22 protein-coding genes are annotated in these 23,250 nt (G+C 71.7%); 10 read left to right on the forward strand and 12 right to left on the reverse strand.

Annotated features, from left to right (window positions below):
- Nucleotides 1-5: 5 nt before the first annotated feature.
- From IEY30_RS03690 to IEY30_RS03710, 5 genes are all read right to left on the reverse strand, one after another.
- A complete protein-coding gene (locus tag IEY30_RS03690; protein ID WP_030146017.1) occupies nt 6-818 on the reverse strand; it encodes a TrmH family RNA methyltransferase in 813 nt (270 codons plus the stop codon).
- A 101-nt stretch (nt 819-919) separates the two neighbouring features.
- Nucleotides 920-1,690, reverse strand: a complete 771-nt coding sequence (locus IEY30_RS03695) for a sulfite exporter TauE/SafE family protein (RefSeq protein WP_030146016.1) — start codon at nt 1,688-1,690, stop codon at nt 920-922.
- A 45-nt stretch (nt 1,691-1,735) separates the two neighbouring features.
- Nucleotides 1,736-2,917 (reverse strand): SPFH domain-containing protein, encoded by a 1,182-nt coding sequence (locus IEY30_RS03700; RefSeq protein ID WP_081920227.1) that lies wholly within the window; start codon nt 2,915-2,917, stop codon nt 1,736-1,738.
- A 157-nt stretch (nt 2,918-3,074) separates the two neighbouring features.
- Nucleotides 3,075-3,524 carry an NfeD family protein gene (locus IEY30_RS03705; RefSeq protein ID WP_308423747.1) on the reverse strand — a complete coding sequence of 150 codons (450 nt, stop codon included), beginning with the start codon at nt 3,522-3,524 and terminating at the stop codon, nt 3,075-3,077.
- 131 nt (nt 3,525-3,655) lie between these two features.
- Nucleotides 3,656-4,441: an ABC transporter ATP-binding protein gene (locus tag IEY30_RS03710; RefSeq protein WP_030146013.1), complete on the reverse strand. Its 786-nt coding sequence runs from the start codon at nt 4,439-4,441 to the stop codon at nt 3,656-3,658.
- 60 nt (nt 4,442-4,501) lie between these two features.
- Between IEY30_RS03710 and IEY30_RS03715 the strand changes: the two genes are divergently transcribed.
- A complete protein-coding gene (locus tag IEY30_RS03715; RefSeq protein WP_030146012.1) occupies nt 4,502-5,266 on the forward strand; it encodes an Rv1486c family protein in 765 nt (254 codons plus the stop codon).
- Between the two features lies 1 nt (nt 5,267).
- Here IEY30_RS03715 and IEY30_RS03720 read toward each other — a convergent pair whose 3' ends face one another.
- Nucleotides 5,268-5,696 carry a hypothetical protein gene (locus IEY30_RS03720; protein WP_043415702.1) on the reverse strand — a complete coding sequence of 143 codons (429 nt, stop codon included), beginning with the start codon at nt 5,694-5,696 and terminating at the stop codon, nt 5,268-5,270.
- A 55-nt stretch (nt 5,697-5,751) separates the two neighbouring features.
- On the opposite strand from IEY30_RS03720, the gene IEY30_RS03725 reads away from it, so the two are divergent.
- Entirely contained in the window at nt 5,752-6,483 is a 732-nt protein-coding gene (locus tag IEY30_RS03725) for a PIG-L deacetylase family protein (RefSeq protein ID WP_030146010.1), read from the forward strand.
- Between the two features lie 16 nt (nt 6,484-6,499).
- Here IEY30_RS03725 and glgA read toward each other — a convergent pair whose 3' ends face one another.
- Nucleotides 6,500-7,702, reverse strand: coding sequence for a glycogen synthase (gene glgA / locus IEY30_RS03730; protein WP_030146009.1), 1,203 nt, complete (start codon nt 7,700-7,702; stop codon nt 6,500-6,502).
- 102 nt (nt 7,703-7,804) lie between these two features.
- Here glgA and glgC point away from each other — a divergent pair, with 102 nt between their 5' ends.
- The 6 genes from glgC to cphA all read left to right on the forward strand — a co-directional run bounded on the left by glgC (nt 7,805) and on the right by cphA (nt 15,953).
- A complete protein-coding gene (gene glgC / locus IEY30_RS03735) occupies nt 7,805-9,061 on the forward strand; it encodes a glucose-1-phosphate adenylyltransferase (RefSeq protein ID WP_030146008.1) in 1,257 nt (418 codons plus the stop codon).
- On the forward strand, nt 9,058-9,942 hold the full coding sequence (locus IEY30_RS03740; RefSeq protein ID WP_229674819.1) for an LLM class F420-dependent oxidoreductase: 885 nt from the start codon (nt 9,058-9,060) through the stop codon (nt 9,940-9,942). The genes glgC and IEY30_RS03740 overlap by 4 nt, the downstream gene beginning before the upstream one ends.
- Nucleotides 9,943-9,957: 15 nt before the next feature.
- Nucleotides 9,958-10,689: a ZIP family metal transporter gene (locus IEY30_RS03745; protein WP_030146006.1), complete on the forward strand. Its 732-nt coding sequence runs from the start codon at nt 9,958-9,960 to the stop codon at nt 10,687-10,689.
- A gap of 92 nt (nt 10,690-10,781) precedes the next feature.
- A complete protein-coding gene (gene serB / locus IEY30_RS03750) occupies nt 10,782-12,029 on the forward strand; it encodes a phosphoserine phosphatase SerB (protein ID WP_052358060.1) in 1,248 nt (415 codons plus the stop codon).
- Nucleotides 12,030-12,038: 9 nt separating this feature from the next.
- Nucleotides 12,039-12,959: a cyanophycinase gene (locus IEY30_RS03755; protein ID WP_030146004.1), complete on the forward strand. Its 921-nt coding sequence runs from the start codon at nt 12,039-12,041 to the stop codon at nt 12,957-12,959.
- A gap of 102 nt (nt 12,960-13,061) precedes the next feature.
- Nucleotides 13,062-15,953: a cyanophycin synthetase gene (gene cphA / locus IEY30_RS03760; RefSeq protein ID WP_030146003.1), complete on the forward strand. Its 2,892-nt coding sequence runs from the start codon at nt 13,062-13,064 to the stop codon at nt 15,951-15,953.
- Nucleotides 15,954-16,061: 108 nt separating this feature from the next.
- On the opposite strand, the gene IEY30_RS03765 is transcribed toward cphA, so the two are convergent.
- From IEY30_RS03765 to IEY30_RS03775, 3 genes are all read right to left on the reverse strand, one after another.
- Nucleotides 16,062-18,323: a tetratricopeptide repeat protein gene (locus IEY30_RS03765; RefSeq protein ID WP_030146002.1), complete on the reverse strand. Its 2,262-nt coding sequence runs from the start codon at nt 18,321-18,323 to the stop codon at nt 16,062-16,064.
- A gap of 39 nt (nt 18,324-18,362) precedes the next feature.
- Nucleotides 18,363-19,124 (reverse strand): enoyl-ACP reductase FabI, encoded by a 762-nt coding sequence (gene fabI / locus IEY30_RS03770; RefSeq protein WP_030146001.1) that lies wholly within the window; start codon nt 19,122-19,124, stop codon nt 18,363-18,365.
- Between the two features lie 81 nt (nt 19,125-19,205).
- Nucleotides 19,206-19,940 carry a beta-ketoacyl-ACP reductase gene (locus tag IEY30_RS03775; protein WP_030146000.1) on the reverse strand — a complete coding sequence of 245 codons (735 nt, stop codon included), beginning with the start codon at nt 19,938-19,940 and terminating at the stop codon, nt 19,206-19,208.
- Between the two features lie 142 nt (nt 19,941-20,082).
- Here IEY30_RS03775 and IEY30_RS03780 point away from each other — a divergent pair, with 142 nt between their 5' ends.
- Together IEY30_RS03780 and IEY30_RS03785 are read left to right on the forward strand one after the other, a co-directional pair.
- The gene (locus IEY30_RS03780) at nt 20,083-20,346 is read left to right on the forward strand and encodes a DUF3099 domain-containing protein (RefSeq protein ID WP_229674821.1); all 264 of its coding nucleotides are present in this window, start codon (nt 20,083-20,085) and stop codon (nt 20,344-20,346) included.
- Nucleotides 20,343-20,588: a hypothetical protein gene (locus tag IEY30_RS03785; RefSeq protein WP_052358057.1), complete on the forward strand. Its 246-nt coding sequence runs from the start codon at nt 20,343-20,345 to the stop codon at nt 20,586-20,588. Before IEY30_RS03780 ends, IEY30_RS03785 begins: the two co-directional genes overlap by 4 nt.
- 36 nt (nt 20,589-20,624) lie before the next feature.
- On the opposite strand, the gene IEY30_RS03790 is transcribed toward IEY30_RS03785, so the two are convergent.
- The gene (locus IEY30_RS03790; protein ID WP_030145997.1) at nt 20,625-22,097 is read right to left on the reverse strand and encodes a carboxylesterase/lipase family protein; all 1,473 of its coding nucleotides are present in this window, start codon (nt 22,095-22,097) and stop codon (nt 20,625-20,627) included.
- Nucleotides 22,098-22,203: 106 nt separating this feature from the next.
- Entirely contained in the window at nt 22,204-23,226 is a 1,023-nt protein-coding gene (gene moaA / locus IEY30_RS03795) for a GTP 3',8-cyclase MoaA (protein ID WP_030145996.1), read from the reverse strand.
- Nucleotides 23,227-23,250 lie beyond the last annotated feature (24 nt).

Raw genomic sequence — 23,250 nt, forward strand, 5'->3', positions numbered from 1 at the left:
GGACGTCAGCCGCGCGGCCGCAGCGCCCACATGGCGACCGCGCTCGCGGCCGCGACGTTGAGCGAGTCGACACCCCCGGCCATGGGGATGCGCAGCGTGAGGTCGGCGTCGGCGACGGTCCGGTGCGACAGGCCGTCGCCCTCGGTGCCGACGACGAGCGCGAGCCGCTCCGGTGGCTCCGACTCCAGGTCGTCCAGCGAGACCGAGTCGTCGGACAGGGCCATCGCCGCGACCGTCAGGCCGGCGTCGTGGAGCAGGCCGATGCCCTCGGGCCACGGATCGATCCGGGTCCACGGCACCTGGAAGACGGTGCCCATCGAGACCCGGATCGAGCGGCGGTAGAGCGGGTCGGCGCACCGCGGCGTGATGAGCACGGCGTCGACCCCGAGGGCCGCGGCGGACCGGAAGATCGCGCCGACGTTGGTGTGGTCGACGACGTCCTCGAGGACGATGACCCGGCGTGCGTCGGCGATGAGCGACTCGACGCTCGGCAGGGCGGGGCGCTGCATGGCGGCCAGAGCACCCCGGTGGAGGTGGAAGCCGGTCAGCTGCTCGATGACCTCGTGCTCACCGAAGTAGACGGGGATGCCGTCCGCCTCGGCGTCGGCCACGATGTCCGCGAGGTCGTCGAGCCAGCGCCGCGCCATGAGGTAGGACCGTGGCCGGTGCCCGGCCCTCAGCGCCCGCCGGATGACCTTCTGGCTCTCGGCGATGTAGAGCCCCTTCTCGGGCTCGTGGCGCCTGCGCAGCACGACGTCGGTGAGGGACACGTAGTCGGCCACGCGGGGGTCGGTGGGGTCGGAGATCTCGATCGGCACGCCCGTCAGGCTAGTGGCGGCCGTGCGTCGTCCCGACATCGCCTGAGGCCGCAGCCGCCCTCGCCCGGGCCACGTGGCCCGGGGCCGGGGCCGGGGCCGGGTCAGGGGAACCAGACGAGCTTGACGATGGCGACGAGGCCGATGGCGATGATGAGACCGCGCAGCACGTTCGGCGGGATGCGCCGACCCACCCGCGCTCCGATGATGCCGCCGACGAAGGCGCCGACGCCGATGAGCAGCACGACCAGCCAGTCGATGTGCTCGCGCGCGAAGAGCACGAAAACGGCGGCGGCGACGAGGTTCACGACGAGCGACAGCACGTTCTTGTAGCCGTTGAGGCGCTGGAGCGGCTCGAGGCTCAGGGCGCTGAGCAGCCCCATGAGCAGCACGCCCTGGGCGGCCCCGAAGTAGCCCCCGTAGACCCCCGCGAGGAAGACGCCCGCCGCCATGGCAGGCGTGTGCCACCGGGGCGTCGGCTCGCCCTCACCCCGGGAGTGCACGTGGCTCTGGATGCGGGGGCCGGCGAGCACGAGGACCAGCGCGATGAGGATGAGCACCGGGACGATGGCCCTGAAGGCCGACGCAGGCAGGACGAGCAGCAGGCCCGCCCCGACCACCGAACCGACGAACGACATCGGCATGAGGCGGCGCAGCGTGGGCGCCTGTCCCCCGAGCTCGTGTCGGTAGCCCCAGGCTCCGGTCACGCCCCCCGCGACGAGCCCGATGTTGTTGGACACGTTGGCGACGAGCGGGTTGACGCCGAAGAAGAGCAGCGTCGGGAAGGTGATCAGCGTGCCCGAGCCGACGATGGTGTTGATGATCCCGGCTCCGGTCCCGGCCAGCGCGACGGCAACGGCGGACCAGAACGACACCCGGTCACCCTACAGAGGGTGACCGGGTGTCGTCGGAAGGGTCCGTCAGCGCTGCGCGGGCGGGACGTCGGGCAGGTCGCCCGGCTGGGCCGGTGCGGCGATGTCGGGTGCGGCCGGCAGGACCGGCGGCGCCGCGGCGGGCGGCGGCGGCACGTCGATGCCCTCCGAGCCGTAGCCCGGCTGCTGGCGACCGATGGGCGCCGCGTGCTCGGTGGACTCGGCGCTGGCCTGGGCGGCCTGGCCCCGGGCCTCGGCGAGGGCCTTGGCCGGGTCCTCGAGCACCGTCTCGGCGAAGGCGTTCTCGACGCTGTCGCCGGTGTCGACCCACTGCTCGTCGTCGTGGTCGCTCGGCGCCTGCTCGCTGCCACCGAGCGCGTTGCCGATGCCCTTGAGGGCGTCGGTCAGCTCCGACGGGATGATCCACATCTTGTTCGAGTCGCCGCGCGCGATCTGCGGAAGCACCTGGAGGTACTGGTAGGCGAGCAGCTTCTGGGTCGGCTTGCCCCGGTGGATGGCGTCGAACACCTGCTGGATGGCACGTGCCTGGCCCTGGGCCTCGAGGATGCGGGCCTGGGCCGAGCCCTCGGCACGCAGGATCTGGCTCTGCTTCTCACCCTCGGCCGTGAGGATGGCCGACTGCTTGAAGCCCTCCGCGGTGAGGATCGCGGCACGACGGTCGCGCTCGGCGCGCATCTGCTTCTCCATCGTCTCCTGCACCGAGTGGGGCGGGTCGATGGCCTTGAGCTCGACGCGGTTGACGCGGATGCCCCACTTGCCGGTGGCCTCGTCGAGGACGCCACGGAGCTGGCCGTTGATCTGGTCGCGGCTCGTCAGGGCCTGCTCGAGGTCGAGCGAGCCGATGACGTTGCGCAGCGTGGTGACGGTCAGCTGCTCGATGCCCTGGATGAAGTTCGCGATCTCGTAGACCGCGGCCTTCGCGTCGGTCACCGAGTAGTAGATGACGGTGTCGATGTTGACGACGAGGTTGTCACTGGTGATGACGGGCTGCGGCGGGAAGGTCACGACCTGCTCGCGCAGGTCGATGTTGGCGCGCACCTTGTCGACGAACGGGATCAGGAAGTGGATGCCTGCCGTCAGCGTCTTGTTGTAGCCGCCGAGCCGCTCGACGATCTGTGCCGTCTGCTGCGGCACGATGCGCACGGTGCGCAGCACGACGACGAGCGCCACGATGACGATGAGAATTGGAATGATGAGTACCGGGTCCACGACCTTCTCGACCTTCTCCCTGCTGGGTCCGTGCTCCCCCGAGGAAGCACGGCTGGTGCGGGCGGGCCGGTCGACCCGCTCGTTCGTTCGGTGGTGACGGTTGGTGACGGTTGCTGACGTCCCTCTGGCTCGTGCCGTGGTGCCGTGGCCGTTCGGCTCAGCTCCCCACGACGCGTGCCCGGCTCACGATGGCGGTCGCCCCGTCGATGGAGTCGACGATGACCTCCTCGCCGGGTTCGATGTCGTCGCCCAGGGTGCGGGCCGACCACGTCTCGCCGGCGAGCTTGACCTGCCCGCCGGCGGGGTTGACCCGGTCGATGGCGACGGCCGAGCGCCCCACGTGGGCGGCGGTGCCCATGATCTGCTGGGGAGTGCTGGCCTGGAGCCGGTTCTTCAGCCACGGGCGCACGATCGCCAGCAGCGCGACGGCGACGAGCGCCGCGACGACCGCCTGCACGACGGGGGGCGCTCCGAAGGCCGCCGCCACTGAGCCGCCGACGGCACCGCCGGCGAGCATGAGGAAGGTGAAGTCGACGGTCACCGTCTCGATGGCCACCAGCACGAGGGCCACCCCCAGCCAGACCATCCATGCGTGCCCCTCGAACACGTGCCCCCACCCTGCCTTCGATCGAGCCGGCGACGGACGCCGACGTCCCGTGCGTCACTCCAGTGACGTTCTCGATTCTGCCTCAGTTCCCTCCACCGACCTACGGATCGGGGCGGCGGGGCAGGTTGCGATCAGGACTCGGCGCGCGCCGACCAGCGCTCACCGTGCTGCTCGAGCACCAGCGGCAGCCCGAAGGTGGCGCTGAGGTTCTCGGCGGTGAGGGTGATCGGGATGGGCCCGGCGGCGACGACCTTGCCGTCGCGGATCATGAGGACGTCGGTGAACGACGGCGGGATCTCCTCGACGTGGTGGGTCACGAGGACCATCGCCGGGGCCTCGGTGTCGGCCGCCAGGTCGCCGAGCCGGCGCACCAGGTCCTCGCGGCCACCGAGGTCGAGGCCGGCGGCGGGCTCGTCGAGCAGCATCAGCTCGGGGTCGGTCATCAGGGCACGGGCGATCTGGACGCGCTTGCGCTCACCCTCGCTCAGCGTGCCGTAGGCGCGGTCGGCGAGGTGGTCGGCGCCGAGCGCCTTGAGCAGCTCCATGGCGCGGACGTAGTCGACGTGGTCGTAGCTCTCGCGCCAGCGGCCGATGATGCCGTAGGACGCGGTGACGACGACGTTGCCGACGAGCTCGTCGCCGGGGATCCGCTCGGCCATGGAAGAGCTGGCCAGACCGATCCGGGGCCGCAGCTCGAAGACGTCGACCGCGCCGAGGACCTCGCCGAGGATGCCGGCGACGCCGGACGTCGGGTGCATGCGGGCGGCGGCGATCTGGAGCAGTGTCGTCTTGCCGGCACCGTTGGCGCCCAGCACGACCCAGCGCTCGCCCTCCTCCACCTCCCACGTGACGTCGTCGAGCAGCGTCGAGGCACCGCGACGAACGGTGACTCCGGCGAAGGCGAGGACGTCGCTCATGGCTCGACCCTATGGCAAGGCCCTCCGGGGTGCCGACGCGGAGCCCCCTAGGATGACGAGGTGTCCGAGCTGCCCGCGTCCGTGCGCCTCGCGCTCTGGGTGACGGCCTCGTGGCGCGGTGACCTCGGCAGCACCGATGCCCTCGCCCGCGCCTTCCCGGACCTCGACCACGTCGCCGGCGACCTCGCCCGCCTGGACGTGTGGCGCGACCTCGGGGAGCGCGCGCTCTTCGTGGCGCTGCCCCGTCCGGGCGACATCAGTCGTATGCCGCGTGGCTCGGCCGAGGCGACCGCCCACGCCGCCGACGCCGGCGAGTGCGTCTTCGTCGCAGGCATCGGCGGGGTCCTCGTGCCGACCCTGTCGGAGTTCGGCCCCGAGGGGGACGTCGGGGTTCGCGCGGACTGGACCGCCTACGAGGCGGACCCGGTGCCCCGCCACCGGATGGAGATGCTCGACCTGCGCGAGATCGAGCGCGAGCTCATGACCCGCCTGCGCGAGCACACGGCACGGTTCGAGGAGGTCGGCGGGCACCCGTGGGGTGACGAGGCGCGCGCCGAGGCTCGCGCCGACCTCGACACCGCGCTCTGGGGCATCCCGCCGGAGACGTCCGGCCGTGCGTTGCGCCTCATGTCGCTCGCGGCCAACCTGTCCCGGGTCGCGCACCGCAACGCCACCCGGACCTCCCTCGGGTCGGGCGGGCTCGACGCGGCCACGACGGCCAACCGGACGCGGCTGCTGCGCGACCTCGCGGCGGACGCCGACTCGGCCCTGGCCGACGCGACCAACGTCGCCGTCATGTCCATCGCGGGCTGGCGACCGGCCTGACTCAGGCGCTCTGCTCCCCCTCGGCCGAGGCGGCCTCGAGACGGGCGATCAGCGCTCGGGCATAGGCGCGCTCGGCGTCGATGTCGGCGTGGCGCTCGACCGCGCCGTGACGACCACGGGCCGACACGGCATACCCGCCCTCGAGCGGCTCGAGCGCGACGAACGAGTCCCCGAGCAGCTCGCGCAGCTGGTCCTCGCGCGGCAGCCACACGACCTTGTCCTGCTCGACGCTGTCGAGCGCCCACTCGGTCGTGCCGTTGAAGCCGATGACGTCGCCGGTCGTGAAGTGGTGGACGTCGACGGTGATCTCGCTGATGACGAACACGTCGTCCTCCATGCCGCTCACGGGCACGACGAACCGGTCACCGGAGACGGGCTCCCAGCGCAGTCCGGCGTCGGAGAGACGGCGGGCGAGCTCGATGGTCAGCATGCCCTCCATCGTCACATTCCCCCGTGTGATCGCCAAGCAACCCTAGATTTGGTCCATGACCGAGCGACCGGAGCTGGAACCGCTGGACGAGGACACCTTCGAGACCGTCCTGTGCGTCGTCGCCCATCCCGACGACCTCGAGTACGGCACGGCTGCGGCGGTCGACAAGTGGGTGCGGGCGGGCAAGACCGTGACGTACCTGCTGGCGACGCGCGGCGAGGCCGGCATCGACACGATGCCGCCCGAGCAGGCGGGACCGGCACGCGAGCAGGAGGAGCGCGACGGCGCCGCACGGGTCGGCGTCCACGTCGTGGAGTTCCTCGACGGGTTCACCGACGGCGTCGTGGAGTACGGCCTGCCACTGCGCCGGGCGATCGCGCGCGAGATCCGGATCCGCAAGCCCGACCTGCTCGTCACCACGACGTATGCCGACCGCTTCCCCGGCGGCTTCGTCAACCAGGCCGACCACCGCGCCGTGGGCCTCGCCGTCGTCGACGCCAAGGCCGACGCCGGCAACCGCTGGATCTTCCGGGACCTGCTCGACGAGGGACACGAGCCGTGGCAGGTCGCGCGCCTGCTCGTCGTCGCGGACAGCGACCCGACGCACTTCGTCGACGTCTCGGACCACTTCGACGCCGCGGTGGCGTCGCTGTCGGCCCACGACGCGTACCTCACCGCCCTCGGCCCCGACTACCCGACGCCGCCGGACCTGCTCGGCACGATCCTGGGCGGCGCCGCCGAGGTCGTCGGCGTGCCCTACTCGCTGACGGGACGGCTCGTCGGCTGACTGGGGCCAGCCAGGGCTAGCCGCCGAGGACCGACCGGTAGACCTCGAGCGTGCGGTCGCCGATCGAGGCCCACGAGAAGGAGTCGACGGCGCGCTGCCGGCCGGCCCGGCCGAACGCGTGCGCCCGGTCGACGTCGGACACGGCCTCGGTGAGGGCGGCGGCCAGGTCGGCGACGAACCGGTCCGGGTCAACGGGCGTGCCGGTGCCGTCCTGGACCTGCTCGATGGGCACGAGCCACCCGGTCTCGCCGTCGACTACGACCTCCGGGATGCCGCCCGTGGCGGTGGCGACGACGGCGAGCTCGCACGCCATCGCCTCGAGGTTGACGATGCCGAGGGGCTCGTAGACCGACGGGCACGCGAAGACGGTGCCGTGGCTGAGGAGCGCGACGACCTCGTTGCGGGGAAGCATGTCGGGGATCCACACGACGCCCTCGCGCTGGGCGCGGAGGTCGTTCATGAGCCCTTCGACCTCGGCGAGGATCTCCGGGGTGTCGGGGGCGCCGGCGCACAGCACGAGCTGGACGTCGGGCGGCAGCTGGGCGCAGGCCCGCAGCAGGTACGGCAGGCCCTTCTGGCGGGTGATGCGACCGACGAAGACGACCGAGCGCTTGTCGGGGTCGACGCCGTGCTTGCGCACGATCGCGTCGGCCTCGGGTGAGCGGTCGGCCTGCCACAGCTGCGAGTCGATCCCGTTGTGCACCACGTGAACCCGCGCCGGGTCGAGCGTCGGGTAGCTCTTGAGGATGTCCTCGCGCATGCCCGCGCTGACCGCCACGACGGCGGCCGCCGACTCGTAGGCGGTGCGCTCGGCCCACGACGACACGCGGTAGCCGCCGCCGAGCTGCTCGGCCTTCCACGGCCGCATCGGCTCGAGCGAGTGAGCCGTGACGACGTGGGGCATGCCGCCGAGGAGCGACGCGAGGTGGCCCGCCATGTTGGCGTACCACGTGTGCGAGTGAACGAGGTCGGCGCCGACGCAGTCGCCGGCCATGCTGACGTCGACACCCAGGGTCTGCATCGCCGCGTTGCCATCGGCGAGCTCGGTCAGGTCGGCGTACGCCGTCGTGCCCTCCTCGTCGCGCGGGGCGCCGAAGCAGCGCACCTGCACGTCGATGTCGCCGCGCGAGCGCAACGCCCGGACGAGCTCCGCCACGTGAACACCCGCGCCTCCGTAGATGGCCGGCGGGTACTCCTTGCTGAGGATGTCGACGCGCACGTTCCGACCCTAGTGCCGGTCCGATCCCGAGGAGCGGAAAGCTCTGTCCATCTTGCGTGCTGAACCTGCCGAGCGACGGATCGCTGCCCTAGGGTGGCGTGCATGGCCCGACGAAGCCCAGCAGCTGGTCCGAAAGTCCTCGCGATCGTGCTCGCTGGCGGTGAGGGCAAGCGCTTGATGCCGCTCACCGCCGACCGGGCCAAACCCGCCGTACCGTTCGCCGGCATCTACCGGCTCATCGACCTGGCCCTGTCCAACGTCGTCAACTCCGGCTACCTCAAGGTCGTCGTGCTGACGCAGTACAAGTCGCACAGCCTCGACGCGCACGTCACGAAGACGTGGCGCATGTCGACGCTCCTCGGCAACTACGTCACGACGGTGCCGGCGCAGCAGCGCGTCGACAAGAACTGGTACCTCGGCAGCGCGGACGCGATCTACCAGAGCCTCAACCTGATTCACGACGAGCGGCCCGACATCGTCGTCGTCGTCGGGGCCGACCACGTCTACCGCATGGACTTCAGCGCCATGGTCGACCAGCACATCGAGTCGGGCGCCGCGTGCACCGTCGCCGCCATCCGCCAGCCGATCTCGCTCGCCAACCAGTTCGGCGTCATCGAGGTCGACGACACCGACCCGTCCAAGATCGCCGCGTTCCTCGAGAAGCCGAGCGACCCCAAGGGGCTGCCCGACAACCCCGAGGAGGTGCTCGCGTCGATGGGCAACTACGTCTTCACCGCAGCGGCCCTCGAGGAGGCCGTGACGTCCGACCGCGAGACCGACTCGAGCCACGACATGGGCGGCGACATCGTGCCGTACTTCGTCGGTCGCGGTGAGGCCGGCGTCTACGACTTCAAGGACAACGACGTCCCCGGGGCGACCGAGCGCGACCGCGGCTACTGGCGCGACGTCGGCACGATCGAGTCCTACTACGACGCGCACATGGACCTCATCTCGATCCACCCGGTCTTCAACCTCTACAACTACGAGTGGCCGATCTACACCCAGCACAGCCCCTACCCGCCGGCGAAGTTCGTGCACGGCAGCGGTGACCGCATCGGTGAGGCACTCAACTCGGCCGTCTCCCCCGGCGTCGTCGTCTCGGGCGCGCACATCTACGCGTCGGTGCTCTCGCCGCTCGTGCACGTCCACTCCTACGCGAGCATCCAGGGCTCGGTGCTGCTCGACGGGGTCGAGGTCGGCCGGCACGCACAGATCCGCCGCGCGATCATCGACAAGAACGTCGTGATCCCCGAGGGCTGCCAGATCGGCATCGACCACGAGCACGACCGGGCCCGCGGCTTCCACGTGACCGAGACGGGCATCGTCGTGGTCGGCAAGGGCCAGGTCGTCACCCGGTGAGCTCGGGCATCACCGAGGAGCTGGCGTCGCCGGCGAGCGCTGCCGACCCACGGCCCGCGCGGGTCGGCATCCAGATCCCGCCGCAGCACGCGACGTGGGCGCAGATCCGCCGCACCGCAAGCACGCTCGAGGAGATGGGGGTCGATCTGCTGCTGACGTGGGATCACTTCTTCCCTCTGAGCGGCGACAGCGGCGGGATGCACTTCGAGTGCTGGACGATGCTCGGTGCCTGGGCCGAGTCGACCGAGGCCGTCGAGATCGGCGCGCTCGTCACGTGCAACAGCTACCGCAACCCGAACCTGCTCGCCGACATGGCCCGCACCGTCGACCACATGAGCGGTGGGCGACTGGTCCTCGGCATCGGCTCGGGCTGGAAGCAGCTCGACTACGACGAGTACGGCTACGACTTCGGCACCGCCGGGGGTCGCCTCGACGACCTCGCCCGCGACCTGCCGGTCATCCGTGACCGCTGGACGCGCCTCAACCCGCCACCGACCCGCGACATCCCGATCCTCATCGGCGGTGGCGGCGAGAAGAAGACGCTGCGCATCGTGGCCGAGCACGCCGACATCTGGCACGGCTTCGGGGGCCCCGCGGAGATCGCGCACAAGCACCGGGTCCTCGACGACTGGTGCGGCCGCCGCGGCCGCGACCCGCTCGATATCGAGCGGTCGGCGGGTGTCGCCTTCGTGCCCGGCCGCAACCCCGACCAGTCCGGCGACTACGCCGGCAACGCCCAGCAGCTCCACGACATCGGCACGCGCCTCTTCACGGCGAGCGTCGCCGCGGCCGACCCGGACCTGGCGCGGGTGCGGGACCTGCTCCAGTGGCGCGACGACGTGAACTCCTCACGTGGGAACCGCAACCCCGGACCTGCCTGAGGGTACGAACCGGGCATGTTGACCGCGACCTTCTGGGGACTCGTCGGTGGAGCGGCCTTGCTGATTGGGGCCCTGCTCGGCCTCTTCGCGCGTGCCTCGTACCGCACCATCGGGCTCGTCATGGCGTTCGGCGCGGGCGTGCTCATCAGCGCCGTGGCGTTCGAGCTGACCGAGGACGCCTTCCGCTCGGGCGGCACCGCCCCGGTCGTCATCGGGCTCGTCAGCGGCTCGCTCCTCTTCTTCGTCGGCGACTGGCTCATCGACCGCCGTGGCGGGCACCGGCGCAAGAGCCCCACCGGCGGACCGCAGCAGGGGGCGGGCGCCATGGCCCTCGTCCTGGGTGCCCTCCTCGACGGCATACCGGAGTCGGCGGCGATCGGGGTGAGCCTGCTCGGCGGCGGGGAGGTCGGCATCGCGATGGTCGCGGCGGTCTTCCTGTCCAACGTGCCCGAGTCGATGTCGGCCAGCGCCGGCCTCAAGCGGGCCGGGCGCTCAACCGGGCAGATCCTGCGGCTGTGGCTCATCGTCATGGTCGCCTCGGGGCTCGCGGCCGGGGCCGGCTTCGTCCTGCTACAAGGCGCCTCCCCCGCTCTCGTGGCAGGCATCCAGACGTTCGCAGCCGGCGCGATCATCACCATGCTCGCCGACACGATGATGCCCGAGGCGACCGAGCACGCGGGACGGCTCGTCGGCCTCGTGACGATGCTCGGTTTCGCCCTCGCGTTCCTGCTGAGCGCGCTGGGCTGACGAACGGCGCCACCCGGCATACGCCCTCGGACGACCGGCCGCATCCCGGAAGGCAGCGCGGCGAGGCGCGCGGCGTCACTACCCTGACGCGGGTGACCGAAGCGAGCAGCACGGACGGAACGGACATCCACACCCTCAGCGTGACCGTGACGGGGGACGACCGTCCCGGCGTCACCGGAACGCTCCTGGGCGCGCTGTCCGGTGTCGACGCGGAGGTCCTCGACATCCAGCAGGTCGTCGTCAACGGCCATCTGACGCTGACCGTCCTGCTGCGCCCCGGCGCCCACGTCGAGCAGCTGCGCGACGCCGCCGCGGTGGCCGCGCACCGTCTCGGCCTCACGCTGACCGTCGAGGAGGGCACGGGCGTCAACGCGCGGTCCCGTCAGGGTCGAGCGGCCGTCGTCGTGCTCGGCGCCCCGCTGCGCGCGGACGCGGTCTCGCTCGTGACCAGCCGCATCGCCGACCACGGCGCCAACATCGACCGCATCCGCCGGCTGTCGCGCTACCCCGTGACGACCGTCGAGTTCGACATCTCCGGCGCCGACGTGCCCTCGCTGCGCACCGAGCTCGCCCTCGTGGCGACCTCGGAGGGGATCGACATCGCCGTGGCGCCGGGTGGTCTCGCCCGCCGCGGTCGGCGCCTCGTCGTGCTCGACGTCGACTCGACGCTGATCCAGCAGGAGGTCATCGAGCTGCTCGCCGCCCACTGCGGCCGCGAGGCCGAGGTGGCCGAGGTGACGGCCCGCGCCATGGCGGGCGAGCTCGACTTCGAGGAGTCCCTGCGGGCGCGCGTCGCGGCCCTCGCGGGCCTGCCGGCATCGGTGCTCGACGAGGTGCGCGAGGCCGTGGAGCTGACGCCGGGAGCCCGGACGCTGGTGCGCACCCTCAAGCGCCTCGGCTTCACCGTCGGGCTCGTCAGCGGCGGCTTCATCGAGATCGTCGGCGAGCTCGCCGACGACCTCGGGATCGACCACGCCCGCGCCAACCGGCTCGAGATCGTCGACGGGCACCTGACCGGGCAGGTCGTCGGCGAGGTCGTCGACCGCGCCGGCAAGGCCCGCGCCCTGCGCGAGTTCGCCGACGAGGAGGGGCTGCCGCTCAGCCGCACCGTCGCCATCGGGGACGGCGCCAACGACCTCGACATGCTCGACATCGCGGGCCTCGGGGTCGCCTTCAACGCCAAGCCCGTCGTGCAGGAACAGGCCCAGACCGCGGTCAACGTGCCCTACCTCGACTCGGTGCTCTACCTGCTCGGGATCTCGCGCGAGGAGATCGAGGAAGCCGATCTCGACGACGGCACGCCGACCCAGGCTCCGCCCGTCCCACACGCCGGTCACTAGGCTGGCGCGATGCAGTCCGTCGCTCCACCGTCCACACCCCCGAATGCCAGCGGCGTCCGCCGCACGTTGCTCATCATCGGCGGTGCAGAGGACCGGATCGGTCGCTCGGTCGTGCTCAAGCGCTTCATCAAGCTCGCCGGGGGTCGGCGCTCGCACATCGTCGTCATCCCGACGGCCTCGTCGTACGCCGGCGAGGTGTCCGAGGCCTACCGCGACGTCTTCACCCGCCTGCGTGGCGGTGACGTCTCCGTCGTCCACCCCGAGACGCGCCGCGACTCGAACGACCCCGCCATGGTCGAGGCCCTCGACACGGCGACCGGTGTCTTCCTCACCGGAGGCAGCCAGGTCAAGCTCGCCCAGAACATCGTCGGCACCCCCGTCGGCGCCGCCATCCTGCGGGCCTACGAGCGCGGCGCCGTCATCGCCGGCACGTCCGCCGGTGCCTCGATCATGAGCCGGTTCATGATCTCGCTCGGCGACGAGGGCCTGACGCCCAAGCAGCGCGCCAGCCAGATCTCGGCCGGGCTCGGCCTCGTCGAGGATGTCATCATCGACCAGCACTTCGACCAGCGCGGTCGCTACGGGCGGCTCCTGTCGATGGTCGCCGCGTCGCCCAACCTGCTCGGCATGGGCATCGACGAGAACACCGCCGCCGAGATCCGTGACGGCAAGGTCATGTCGGTCATCGGGGCCGGTTCGATCTTCCTCGTCAACGCCCGCAACGCCATCACCGACGCCCCCGACGCGCGTCGCGGGGCGCCCCTGCTCGTTTCGGGCGCGGTCGTGCACTCGCTGCCCACGGGCAGTACGTTCGACCTGGACCACGTCGAGCTGACCGCCTTCGTCGAACGCCACCCGGACATCGAGGGCGCGGTCGTCCCCGCCAAGGTCCGTGCGGCGCGCTCGACAACGAGCAGCGCCGCTCACTGAGTCCCGCCCGCCCCGATCAGCACGTCGCACCAGCACGCCGCACCAACGGTCGGGGGCCTGCCGCACGGCACGCCCCGCACGACCCCCCGTAGGAGGAGACCCATGGCCGTCGAGGTACCCACCCCCACAGGACCGGCCCGACCGGACCTGAAGATCCTCGAGACCCGGATCTACCGCGGACCCAACGTGTGGTCCTACCAGCAGGCGATCCACCTCGTCGTCGATCTCGGCAGCCTCGAGGAGTACCCCACCGTCTCGCTCCCGGGCTTCACCGACCAGCTCGTCGAGCTCGTCCCGGGCCTCGAGCGGCACACCTGCTCGCTCGGCCGACGCGGCGGCTTCATCGAGCGCCTGCACGAGGGCACCTGGCTCGGCCACGTCGCCGAGCACGTCGCGCTGCAGCTGCAGACCCTCGCCGGCCACGACTCGCGCCGGGGCAAGACCCGCGCAGTCAAGGGCAAGCCCGGGCACTACAACGTCGTCTACAGCTACACCGACGAGACGGTGGGGGTGGCTGCCGGCAAGCTCGCGCTGCGCCTCATCAACCACCTCGTCGACGCCGAGGACGGCTTCGACTTCGAGACGGAGTTCAACGCCTTCCTTCGCCAGGCGGAGCGTGTCGCCTTCGGGCCGTCCACCGCGGCCATCCTCGAAGAGGCCGCCTCACGCGACATCCCCTTCATCCGACTGAACGCGGCCTCGCTGGTCCAGCTCGGCCAGGGAGTCCACGCCCAGCGCATCCGCGCCACCATGACCTCGAAGACCGGCGCCCTCGCCGTCGACATCGCGAGCGACAAGGACCTCACGACCAAGCTGCTCGGCTCGGCCGGCCTGCCCGTGCCTAAGCAGGAGGCCGCGCGGACGCTGCGGGGCACGCTCGACGCCGCGCGACGCATCGGGTTCCCCGTCGTCGTCAAGCCGCTCGACGGCAACCACGGGCGCGGTGTGTGCCTCAACCTCATGAGCGACGAGGAGGTCGAGAAGGCATACGACATCGCCAAGGCCGAGTCCCGACGCGGCACGATCATCGTCGAGTCCTTCGTGACCGGCCGCGACTACCGGTGCCTCATCGTCGGCGGACGCATGCAGGCCATCGCCGAGCGCGTGCCCGCCCACGTCGTCGGCGACGGCACCCACACTGTCGCCGAGCTCGTCGACATCACGAACGCCGACCCGCGGCGCGGCGTCGGTCACGAGAAGGTGCTGACGAAGATCAAGGTCGACGCGAACGCGATCGACATCCTCGCCGGCCAGGGGCATACGCTCGAGTCGGTGCCGCCCGAGGGCGAGATGGTCAAGCTCGCCCTGACCGGCAACATGTCCACCGGCGGCATCTCGATCGACCGCACCTTCGACGCGCACCCGGACAACGTGGAGATCGCCGAGGAGGCCGCGCGCATCGTCGGGCTCGACGTCGCCGGCATCGACTTCATCTGCCCCGACATCACCTACCCCGTGCGTGAGACCGGCGGCGCGATCTGCGAGGTCAACGCCGCCCCCGGCTTCCGCATGCACACGCACCCCACCGTGGGCGAGCCGCAGTTCATCGCCAAGCCCGTCGTCGACCTGCTCTTCCCGCCGGGCGCCCAGTCGCGCGTGCCGATCGTCGCCGTCACCGGCACCAACGGCAAGACGACGACCTCGCGCATGATCGCCCACATCTTCAAAGGCCTCGGGCGCAAGGTCGGCATGACCTCGACCGACGGCGTCGTCATCGACGAGCGCCTCGTCATCAAGGCCGACGCGTCCGGTCCCCGCTCGGCCCGCATGGTGCTGCAGAACCCGCGCGTCGACTTCGCCGTCATGGAGGTCGCCCGCGGCGGCATCCTCCGCGAGGGCCTCGGCTACGACCGCAACGACATCGCCGTGGTCACCAACGTCGCCCCGGATCATCTGGGCCTCAAGGGAATTGACACGCTGCGCCAGCTCGCCGACGTCAAGGCCGTCATCGTCGAGGCCGTGCCTCGCGACGGCTTCGCCGTGCTCAACGCCGACGACGTCAACGTGCGCAACATGCGCCGGCGCTGCTCGGGCGGCATCGTCTGGTTCACCATGGCCGAGCCGGGCAGCGAGGTCCGCGAGTTCGTCGACGACTACTGCCGTCGCGGCGGACGCGCAGTCGTGCTCGAGCCGAGCGACCGCGGCGAGATGATCGTCATCAAGCACGGTCGCCGAAGCATGCAGCTCGCGTGGACGCACCTGCTGCCCTCGACGTTCGGCGGCGCGGCGCGCTTCAACGTGGCCAACGCGCTCGCTGCCGCCGGCGCGGCGTTCGCCGCGAGCGCGCCGCTGCACGACATCCGACAGGGACTGCGCACGTTCGCGACGACCTACTACCTCTCCCCCGGACGCCTCAACCTCGTGCAGGTGGGCAACGCCGACGTCTTCGTCGACTACTGCCACAACGCCGCCGGCATGAAGGAGCTCGGCGCGTTCGTCGACCGCTACGCCGCCCAGCGGGAGGGTCAGTCCGACCTCGGCCGCAGCTCACGCATCGGCATGATCGGCGCGGCCGGCGACCGCCGCGACGACGACATGCGCGAGCTCGGCGCGGTGGCCGCCCAGCACTTCGACGTCATCGTGGTGCGGGAGGACGAGCGCCTCCGCGGCCGCAAGCCCGGCGAGACCGCCGCACTCGTGGCCGAGGGAGCCCACGCCGCCATGAAGGACGGCGCCCGCTGCCGTCAGGTCGAGGTGGTGCTCGACGAGCTCGAGGCCGTGCGCCACGTGCTCGCCAGGACCAACCCCGGCGACCTCGTCGTCATGTGCGTCGACCAGCACGCGCTCGTCGTCGCCGAGCTCGAGGAGCGCACCAAGCACGCCCAGGCCGGTGCCCGCATCGGCACGCCGGCTGCTGCGACGAGCGACCCCGACCTCGACCCGACCAGCCTCACCGAGACGGCCGAGGCAGAGGGCGAGGAGGCCGAGGGCGAGGCCCTGGGCGCCGTGCCGACGGACGCGCAGCCCACGCCGGCGGACGACACCGCCATCTGACGCTCGGTCGACGCCCGACCGACCGCCCGAATGGGCACCCCGGGAACTCCGCCTCGGCGGGGCTCCCGGGGTGTCGCGTTCCGGGAAGCAGCTCGACAGCGCCGCCGGTCAGTCGGCGGCGGGAGCCAGCTCGTCGGCGTAGGCCCGCAGGGCGCGGCGGTAGGCCTGCGTGTCGACGTCGGTGGTCGCCTCGAGCGTGGCGCGGATGAGGTCGGCGACGGCTTGGCGCTCCTGGCCGAGGTCTGCCTGCACGAGCGCCCGCAGCATCAGAGCCGCGGGGTTGTGCGGACGGGCCTCGAGCACGTCGGCGACGAGCGGCTGCGCCTCCGAGGCGCGTCCGACGACGCGCAGGCTCGAGGCGAGCTGGAGCTGGGCACGGTGGCGGTGCGGCTCGCGCAGGCCGCCCTCGAGCGCCTCCTCGTAGAGGCCGATCGCGCCCTGCTCGTCGCCCAGCGCGTCCTTGGCGCCGGCGAGCTCGAAGACGAGGCGCGGGTCACCGGGGTGTCCGTCGACGAGCCCCTGGGCCGCGACGAGGCGGGCCTGCTCGTCGGTCATCTCCCAGAGCGCCGAGATCTCGGCCTCGAGCTCGTGCTCTCCACGGGCGGCGACGACCTTGCGACGGATCGAACGCGCGTCGTCGACCTTGCCCCCGTGGGCGCGGATCCACGCGTCGACCTCGGCCCGCTCGGCGTGGCACATGAGCGCGATGACGTCCCCGCCCAGGGCGTGGGGCACGAGGGCCTCGAGGGCCTCGAGCTCGGTGTCGTGTCCCGGCACGTCGAGGACGCCGACCTTGGCGAGCCCCTCGCGGAAGAGACCGAGCAGCTCCTCGGGCTCACGGCCGCGCAGGTAGTGGCGAGCGATCTTCAGCGCCACCTCCTCGGCTCCCCGACCGGCGATCTCACCCATGGCGATGATGGCGTCGTCGGCGCGGTCGCCGGCGCAGCCCAGTCCGAGACGCACGGCGCCACCGGGCGCGGCGAGCCCGCGGGCGACCTCGAGCAGCGCCTCGAGCCCTGCCTCGTTGTGGGCCATGTCCATGATGACCGTGGCCTTGCCACCGCTCGGCAGCGGCAGGGAGTAGGTGTTGAGACGGCCCCAGTTGTGCTCGGGGTCCGGTGCGAAGGTGCGCAGGCCCTCGACGACGGCCGACCGCGGGACGCCGAGGCCGAGCGCCGCGGCAGCACCGGCCAACGCGTTGGCGATGTTGTTGCGGGACAGCCCGCTCAGCGTCATCGGGACGTCGACGATCTTGACGAGCCGGTCGGGGTCGCCGTTGGGCGAGAGCACGACGATCTCGCCATCCAGGACGGTGATGCCGCGACCACCGGAGTTGATCGACTCCCAGAGGGCCGGTGACGCCGGGTCGAGGCTGAAGGCCCACGGCTTGGCCTTGATGCCGAAGCGCATGGCCCACACGCGCGGGTCGTCGCCGTTGAGCACGACCCACCCCTGCGCCTTGGTCACCGTCGTGACGATGGCCTTGACCTCGGCGAGCTGGTCGAGCGTGTCGATGCCCTGCAGGCCGAGGTGGTCGGCGCTGACGTTGGTCACGACGCTGACGTCGTTGGCGGTGACGCCCATCCCCTTGAGGAGCATGCCGCCACGCGCGGTCTCGAGGATGCCGATGTCGAGACCGGGCGTCTCGAGGACCCCGCGCGCGCCGGCAGGCCCGGAGAAGTCGCCCTCCTCCTTGGTCTCGCCCATGACGACGACGCCGTCGGTCGAGCTCCACGCGGTGGTGAGGCCGGCGCTCATGCACATGTGGGCCATGAGCCGCGTCGTCGTCGTCTTGCCGTTGGTGCCGGTCACGGACGCGACGGGCACCGTGGGGGTGATGACGCTCGGCCCCGGACCGTCCGGAGCTTCGAGGATGACGGCGGCGGCCGCCTCGATGACCTCGTCGGCGCGACGTGACGGGTCGAGCAGCCCGGCCATGACGGCGCCGACCTGCTCCCCCGCGACGCGGCCGCGGGTGCGGTGCACCCACGGGAAGGCGAGCACGACGTCGTCGACCGTCTGACCGGCCCGCACGCGTACGCCCAGCCGTCCGGCACCGATTTCCGTGCCCACCCGACGCGTCACCGTGCGGATGACGCGCATGACGAACCGCTGGCGCAGGGCGGTGCCCCGCTTGCCGGGACGGGCCGAGCGCATGCCGAGTCTGCGGGCCAGCGCCTCGGCGTCCGTGCGCTTGAGCGCGAGGTAGCCGGGGACGTGCAGGATGACCTTGATCGTGGGCCGGGCGAAGTAGAGGTTGGGCCCGTCGAGCACCCGCACCTCGTCGACCCGCACGTCGGCCACGGGGGCCGGCACCGCCTCGGGGTGGTTCGTCGTCAGGGGGCTGGACTCGGTCCCGGCGTGAGGCATGGGCAGGACTCTAGCGAGAGCGCCGGAGGGCGGGCGACGTCACTGCCCCATGGCGTGGACGCCGCCGTCGACGTGGACGATCTCGCCGGTCGTCGCGGGGAACCAGTCGGACAGCAGGGCCGCGCAGGCCTTGGCCGCGGGCACCGGATCGTTGACGTCCCAGCCGAGCGGCGCGCGGTCGTCCCAGACCTTCTCGAACTGCTCGAAGCCCGGGATGGACTTCGCGGCCGTCGTGCGGATGGGCCCGGCGGCGACGAGGTTGCAGCGCACGTCCTTGGGGCCGAGGTCGCGGGCGAGGTAGCGGTTGGTGGACTCGAAGGCCGCCTTGGCGACGCCCATCCAGTCGTAGACCGGCCAGGCGAACTTCGCGTCGAAGGTGAGGCCGACGACGCTGCCGCCCTCGGACATCAGGGGCAGGGTGGCGACCGCGAGGGCCTTGAGGCTGTAGGCCGAGATGTGCACGGCCGTCGACACGTCCTCCCAGGTGCCCTCGAGGAAGTTGAAGGCGCCCTGCGGGGCGAAGCCGATCGAGTGCAGCACGCCGTCGAGGCCGTCGACGTGCTCGCGCAGACGCTCGGCGAGGGTGTCGAGGTGCTCCTGGTCGGCCACGTCGAGCTCGATCACGACAGGCGTCTCGGGCAGGCGCTTGGCGATGGTCTGGGTGATCTTCATCGTCCGGCCGAACGAGGTGAGGATGACGGTGGCACCCTCCTGCTGGGCGATCTTCGCGACGTGGAACGCGATCGAGCTGTCCATGAGGACACCGGTGATGAGGAGCTTCTTGCCTTCGAGGATTCCCATGCCTGCGACTTTCTCGTGTGGGTGGGGACGCTTGGTGCGCAACGCTGCTGACGGCATACGTGCGTATGCCGTGTAGTGGGCTCAGTGCCCCATGCCGAGCCCGCCGTCGACCGGGATCACTGCACCGGTGATGTAGGCGGCGTCGTCGCTCGCGACGAACCGCACGACAGCGGCAACCTCCTCGGGCGTCGCGAAACGGCCCGCGGGGATGTTGGCGAGGTAGGCCTTCTTCTGCTCGTCCGGCAGGACGGCCGTCATCTCCGTGTCGATGAAGCCGGGCGCCACGACGTTGGCCGTGATGCCGCGACCCCCGAGCTCGCGCGAGATGGAGCGGGCGAGCCCGACGAGGCCGGACTTGGACGCGGCGTAGTTCGTCTGGCCGGGCGAGCCGTAGAGGCCGACGACGCTGCTGATGAGGACGATGCGGCCGCGGCGCTTGCGGATCATGCCGGTCGCGGCCCGGCGGGCGCAGCGGAAGGCGCCGGCGAGGTTGGTGTCGATGACGGAGTCGAACTCGTCGTCGCTCATCCGCATGAGGAGGGTGTCGCGGGTGATGCCCGCGTTGGCGACGAGCACCTCGACGGGGCCGCCGAAGATCTCCTCGGCGGCTGTGAACGCGGCGTCGACGGAGGCCGAGTCGGTGACCTCGCAGATGACGCCCTGCAGGCCCTCCGGCGGCTCTCCGGAGCGGTGGGTGATGACGACATTGTCGCCGGCGTCGGCGAAGGCCCTGGCGATGGCCAGGCCGATGCCACGGTTGCCTCCGGTGACGAGCACGTTGCGCGCCTCGGTCGTTGACACAGTGCGTTCCTCCATCCGTCCGGCCGCTGCCGGGTCGTTGCCGGGTCGCTGCCCTGCACGGAAACCTAACGGACTACCGAAGGGTAGACAGCACCGCGGCACGCGGCCGGGACAGGCTTATGGTGGAAGGGTGCCAAGAGCCAAGAACGAACCTGTGGTGCACACCGTCACCTCGGCCTCGACGTCCAGCACGGACGACCAGGACCAGCGCGTCCGGCGCTACCTGACGATGATGGGCATCCGCATCGCGTGCTTCGGCCTCGTCTTCGTCACGTCGGGGTGGCTGCGCTGGACCGCCGTCGTCGCCGCCGTGTTCATCCCCTACGTCGCCGTGGTGCTCGCGAACGCCGTGAGCCCCCGCCAGCCCGGCAGCATCCAGTCGGTGGTCCCGCGGGACGACACCCAGCGCCTCGAGCGGTGAGCGCTCCGCCCTCCGCGGCGTCGTCCAGGGTGGACGGCGAGCACGTCTGCAGCGCCAAGGGCTGCCGTGCCACCGCCCGTCACGCCGTCATCTGGAACAACCCCAAGCTGCACACGGCGGACCGTCGCAAGGTCTGGCTGGCCTGCGACGAGCACGAGAAGTCGCTCGCCGACTTCGTGGCGCTGAGGGGCTTCCTCATCGAGGTCGTCCCCGTCGCGCAGCTCACCGACGCCGACGGCTGAGCGACCCCTCGTGCGTCGTGCCGGCCGTCGGCGCCCTCAGCCCCAGAGGCCCAGCTCGTCGGCCCGGGGCCCGGTGACGACGGACGACTCGACGTCGAACGCCATGACGGCCGGGTGCTCGGGCGTCCACCGGGGCCATCCGGCGTCACCGGTCCGACCGAAGTCGACCCAGGCCCGGTGGACCTGGTCGGCGAGGTGCTGGGGAGCATCCTGGCCGACCATGGCCGTCGCGGCCTCGAGGGTGTCGAAGACGAACGGCAGCTCGAGGGCGTGGGACGCGCCGAGCCCGGCCACGTCTGTCGCCCAGTCGAACTCGTAGAGCTGCACCGATCCGCCGGCAGCGTGGTGCGCGGCGGCCAGACGGGTCGTGGGCGCGCGGAAGGCTGCGTCGGTGAGGATCGCGGCCGCGACGTCGCCGGGCGCTGCGGTCGGCCGGTTCGCGGCATACGTCCTGACGGCCTGCTCGGGCCAGCCGTAGCGCTGCCCCAGGAGCGGCAGCACCTCGGCCGTGACACCGGCGGCCACGCCGGTGGGCACGAGGAAGAGTCGGAACTCGTCGCGCGTCGTGCCGATGAGCAGCGGGATGCCGGCCCCGGCGCCCTCGCGGAGACGGTCCTCGGGGACTCCAGGCACGATGTCGCCGTCGACGACGGGGAAGAGGCTCATGATGCCGAGACCCCCGCGGAGCACCGACGCACCCCACCGAGCCGGGTCGGGGTCCGCCTGTATGGCCAGCCCCACGGCCGTCTGCGCGGCGACGACCGCCTCGGGGTCGAGCGCGGCGAAGGCCTCGGCCGTGGCGGGCACACCCAGCCGGGCCGCGATCTCGGCGCTGACCAGACGGGCGTCGTCGAGCGTGCAGACCGCCGTGCCGCCGCCGCTCTGGATGACGGCCCGGCGGAACAGGCCATCGGCGCCCGGGGACGCCATGAGGGTCGCGACACTCATCCCGCCGGCGGACTCGCCGAACACCGTCACGTCGTCGGGCGCCCCGCCGAAGCCAGCGACGTTGTCACGCACCCACTCCAGCGCCGCGATCTGGTCGCGCAGCCCGAGGTTGGTCGGCGCACCGTCGAGGACGCCGAAGCCGGGCACCCCGAGCCGGTAGTTGACGCCGACGACGACGATGCCGTCGCGGGCGAACGCCGCTCCGTCGTAGGTGGGCACCGAGTTGGCGCCGCGCACGAACGCGCCGCCGGGGATCCACACCATGACGGGCAGGCCGTCGGCGCCCTCCGGCGCCCAGACGCTGACGTTGAGGTAGTCGTCGCCGGGCGCCACCGAGCTCGGCAGGACGGCATCGATGGGCGCCGGGTAGGGCGACTGCGCCGCGGTGGGACCGTGCTCGTGAGCCGCGCGCTCCCCCTCCCACGGGACGACAGGCTGCGGGGCGCGATAGCGGTCGGTCCCGACGGCCGGCGCGGCATACGGGATGCCGAGGAAGGAGCTGACGCCGCCGCGGTTCACACCGCGGACCAGGCCACCTGAGACACGCACCACGGGGTCCATGGGCTCATCAAACCAGTCGGTCGTGCCGTGGGCGCCCACCAGGGGTGTGGCGGGCGTGGTGCGGGTGGTGAGCGTGGTGAGCGCGGTGGGGTCGGGCCCGACCGCGTCAGCCGCCGATGGCGGACATCGGGCGGTCGGGCTGGACGAAGTCCGGGTCGCCGATGCCGTGCCCGCGGCGCTTGCGCCACATCTCGCCGCGCATGAGGCCGAGGAGCTCGTCGTCGGTCGCACCCTCGCGCATCGGCCCGCGCAGGTCGGTCTCGGTCGTCGAGAAGAGGCAGTTGCGCACCTGGCCGTCGGCCGTGAGACGCGTGCGGTCGCAGGCGGCGCAGAAGGGCGCGCTGACGCTCGCGATGATGCCGACGGTCTCGGGCCCGCCGTCGACGAGGAAGCGCTCCGCCGGGGCGCTTCCGCGGTCGGCGGCCGGCAGCGGGGTCAGCTCCCAGCGCTGGGACAGCCGCTCACGGATCTCGTCGGCCGAGATCATCCGGTCCCGGTCCCACGCGTGCTGTGCGTCGAGCGGCATCTGCTCGATGAAACGCAGCTCGTAGCCGCGCTCGAGGCACCAGGCGAGGACGTCGGCCACCGAGTCGTCGTTGATGCCGCGCATCGCGACGGCGTTGACCTTGACAGGGGTCAGGCCCGCGTCGGCCGCGGCCTTGAGGCCTGCCTCGACGTCGGCGAGCCGGTCACGACGGGTCAGCTGCGTGAACGTCTCGGAGTCGATCGTGTCGAGGCTGACGTTGACGCGGTCGAGCCCGGCCTCCTTGAGCCCGATGGCGACCCGCTCGAGACCGACGCCGTTGGTCGTCATCGCGATCCTCGGCCGGGGCTCGAGGGCCGCGATGCCTGCGACGAGGTCGACGAGGGAACGCCGCAGCAGTGGCTCGCCGCCCGTGAGGCGCACTTGGGTGACACCGTCGCGGACGAAGAGCCCGATGATGCGCAGCATCTCCTCGTCGGTCAGCATCTCCGCCTTGGGCATCCACGGCAGGCCCTCGGCGGGCATGCAGTAGGTGCAGCGCAGGTTGCAGCGGTCGGTCACCGACACGCGGAGGTCGCGCGCCACCCGACCGAACTGGTCGGCCAGGCCGGCCGGTCGTACGCTCGGGTCGGGAAGGCGGGTCATGGTCCCCACTCTAGGCCGGGTACT

Origin of the sequence: Terrabacter tumescens (genome assembly GCF_014646815.1) — a bacterium.
GTDB lineage: Bacteria > Actinomycetota > Actinomycetes > Actinomycetales > Dermatophilaceae > Terrabacter > Terrabacter tumescens.

Bases quoted from the DNA above. Each gene is read 5' to 3' on its own strand.
- IEY30_RS03775 (WP_030146000.1), bottom strand. From the start codon at position 19,940: ATGGAGGAACGCACTGTGTCAACGACCGAGGCGCGCAACGTGCTCGTC.
- fabI (WP_030146001.1), bottom strand. From the start codon at position 19,124: ATGGGAATCCTCGAAGGCAAGAAGCTCCTCATCACCGGTGTCCTCATG.
- moaA (WP_030145996.1), bottom strand. From the start codon at position 23,226: ATGACCCGCCTTCCCGACCCGAGCGTACGACCGGCCGGCCTGGCCGAC.
- IEY30_RS03755 (WP_030146004.1), top strand. From the start codon at position 12,039: ATGCAGTCCGTCGCTCCACCGTCCACACCCCCGAATGCCAGCGGCGTC.
- IEY30_RS03720 (WP_043415702.1), bottom strand. From the start codon at position 5,696: ATGCTGACCATCGAGCTCGCCCGCCGTCTCTCCGACGCCGGACTGCGC.
- IEY30_RS03765 (WP_030146002.1), bottom strand. From the start codon at position 18,323: ATGCCTCACGCCGGGACCGAGTCCAGCCCCCTGACGACGAACCACCCC.
- IEY30_RS03790 (WP_030145997.1), bottom strand. From the start codon at position 22,097: ATGGACCCCGTGGTGCGTGTCTCAGGTGGCCTGGTCCGCGGTGTGAAC.
- IEY30_RS03710 (WP_030146013.1), bottom strand. From the start codon at position 4,441: ATGAGCGACGTCCTCGCCTTCGCCGGAGTCACCGTTCGTCGCGGTGCC.
- IEY30_RS03745 (WP_030146006.1), top strand. From the start codon at position 9,958: ATGTTGACCGCGACCTTCTGGGGACTCGTCGGTGGAGCGGCCTTGCTG.
- IEY30_RS03725 (WP_030146010.1), top strand. From the start codon at position 5,752: ATGACCGAGCGACCGGAGCTGGAACCGCTGGACGAGGACACCTTCGAG.
- glgC (WP_030146008.1), top strand. From the start codon at position 7,805: ATGGCCCGACGAAGCCCAGCAGCTGGTCCGAAAGTCCTCGCGATCGTG.
- cphA (WP_030146003.1), top strand. From the start codon at position 13,062: ATGGCCGTCGAGGTACCCACCCCCACAGGACCGGCCCGACCGGACCTG.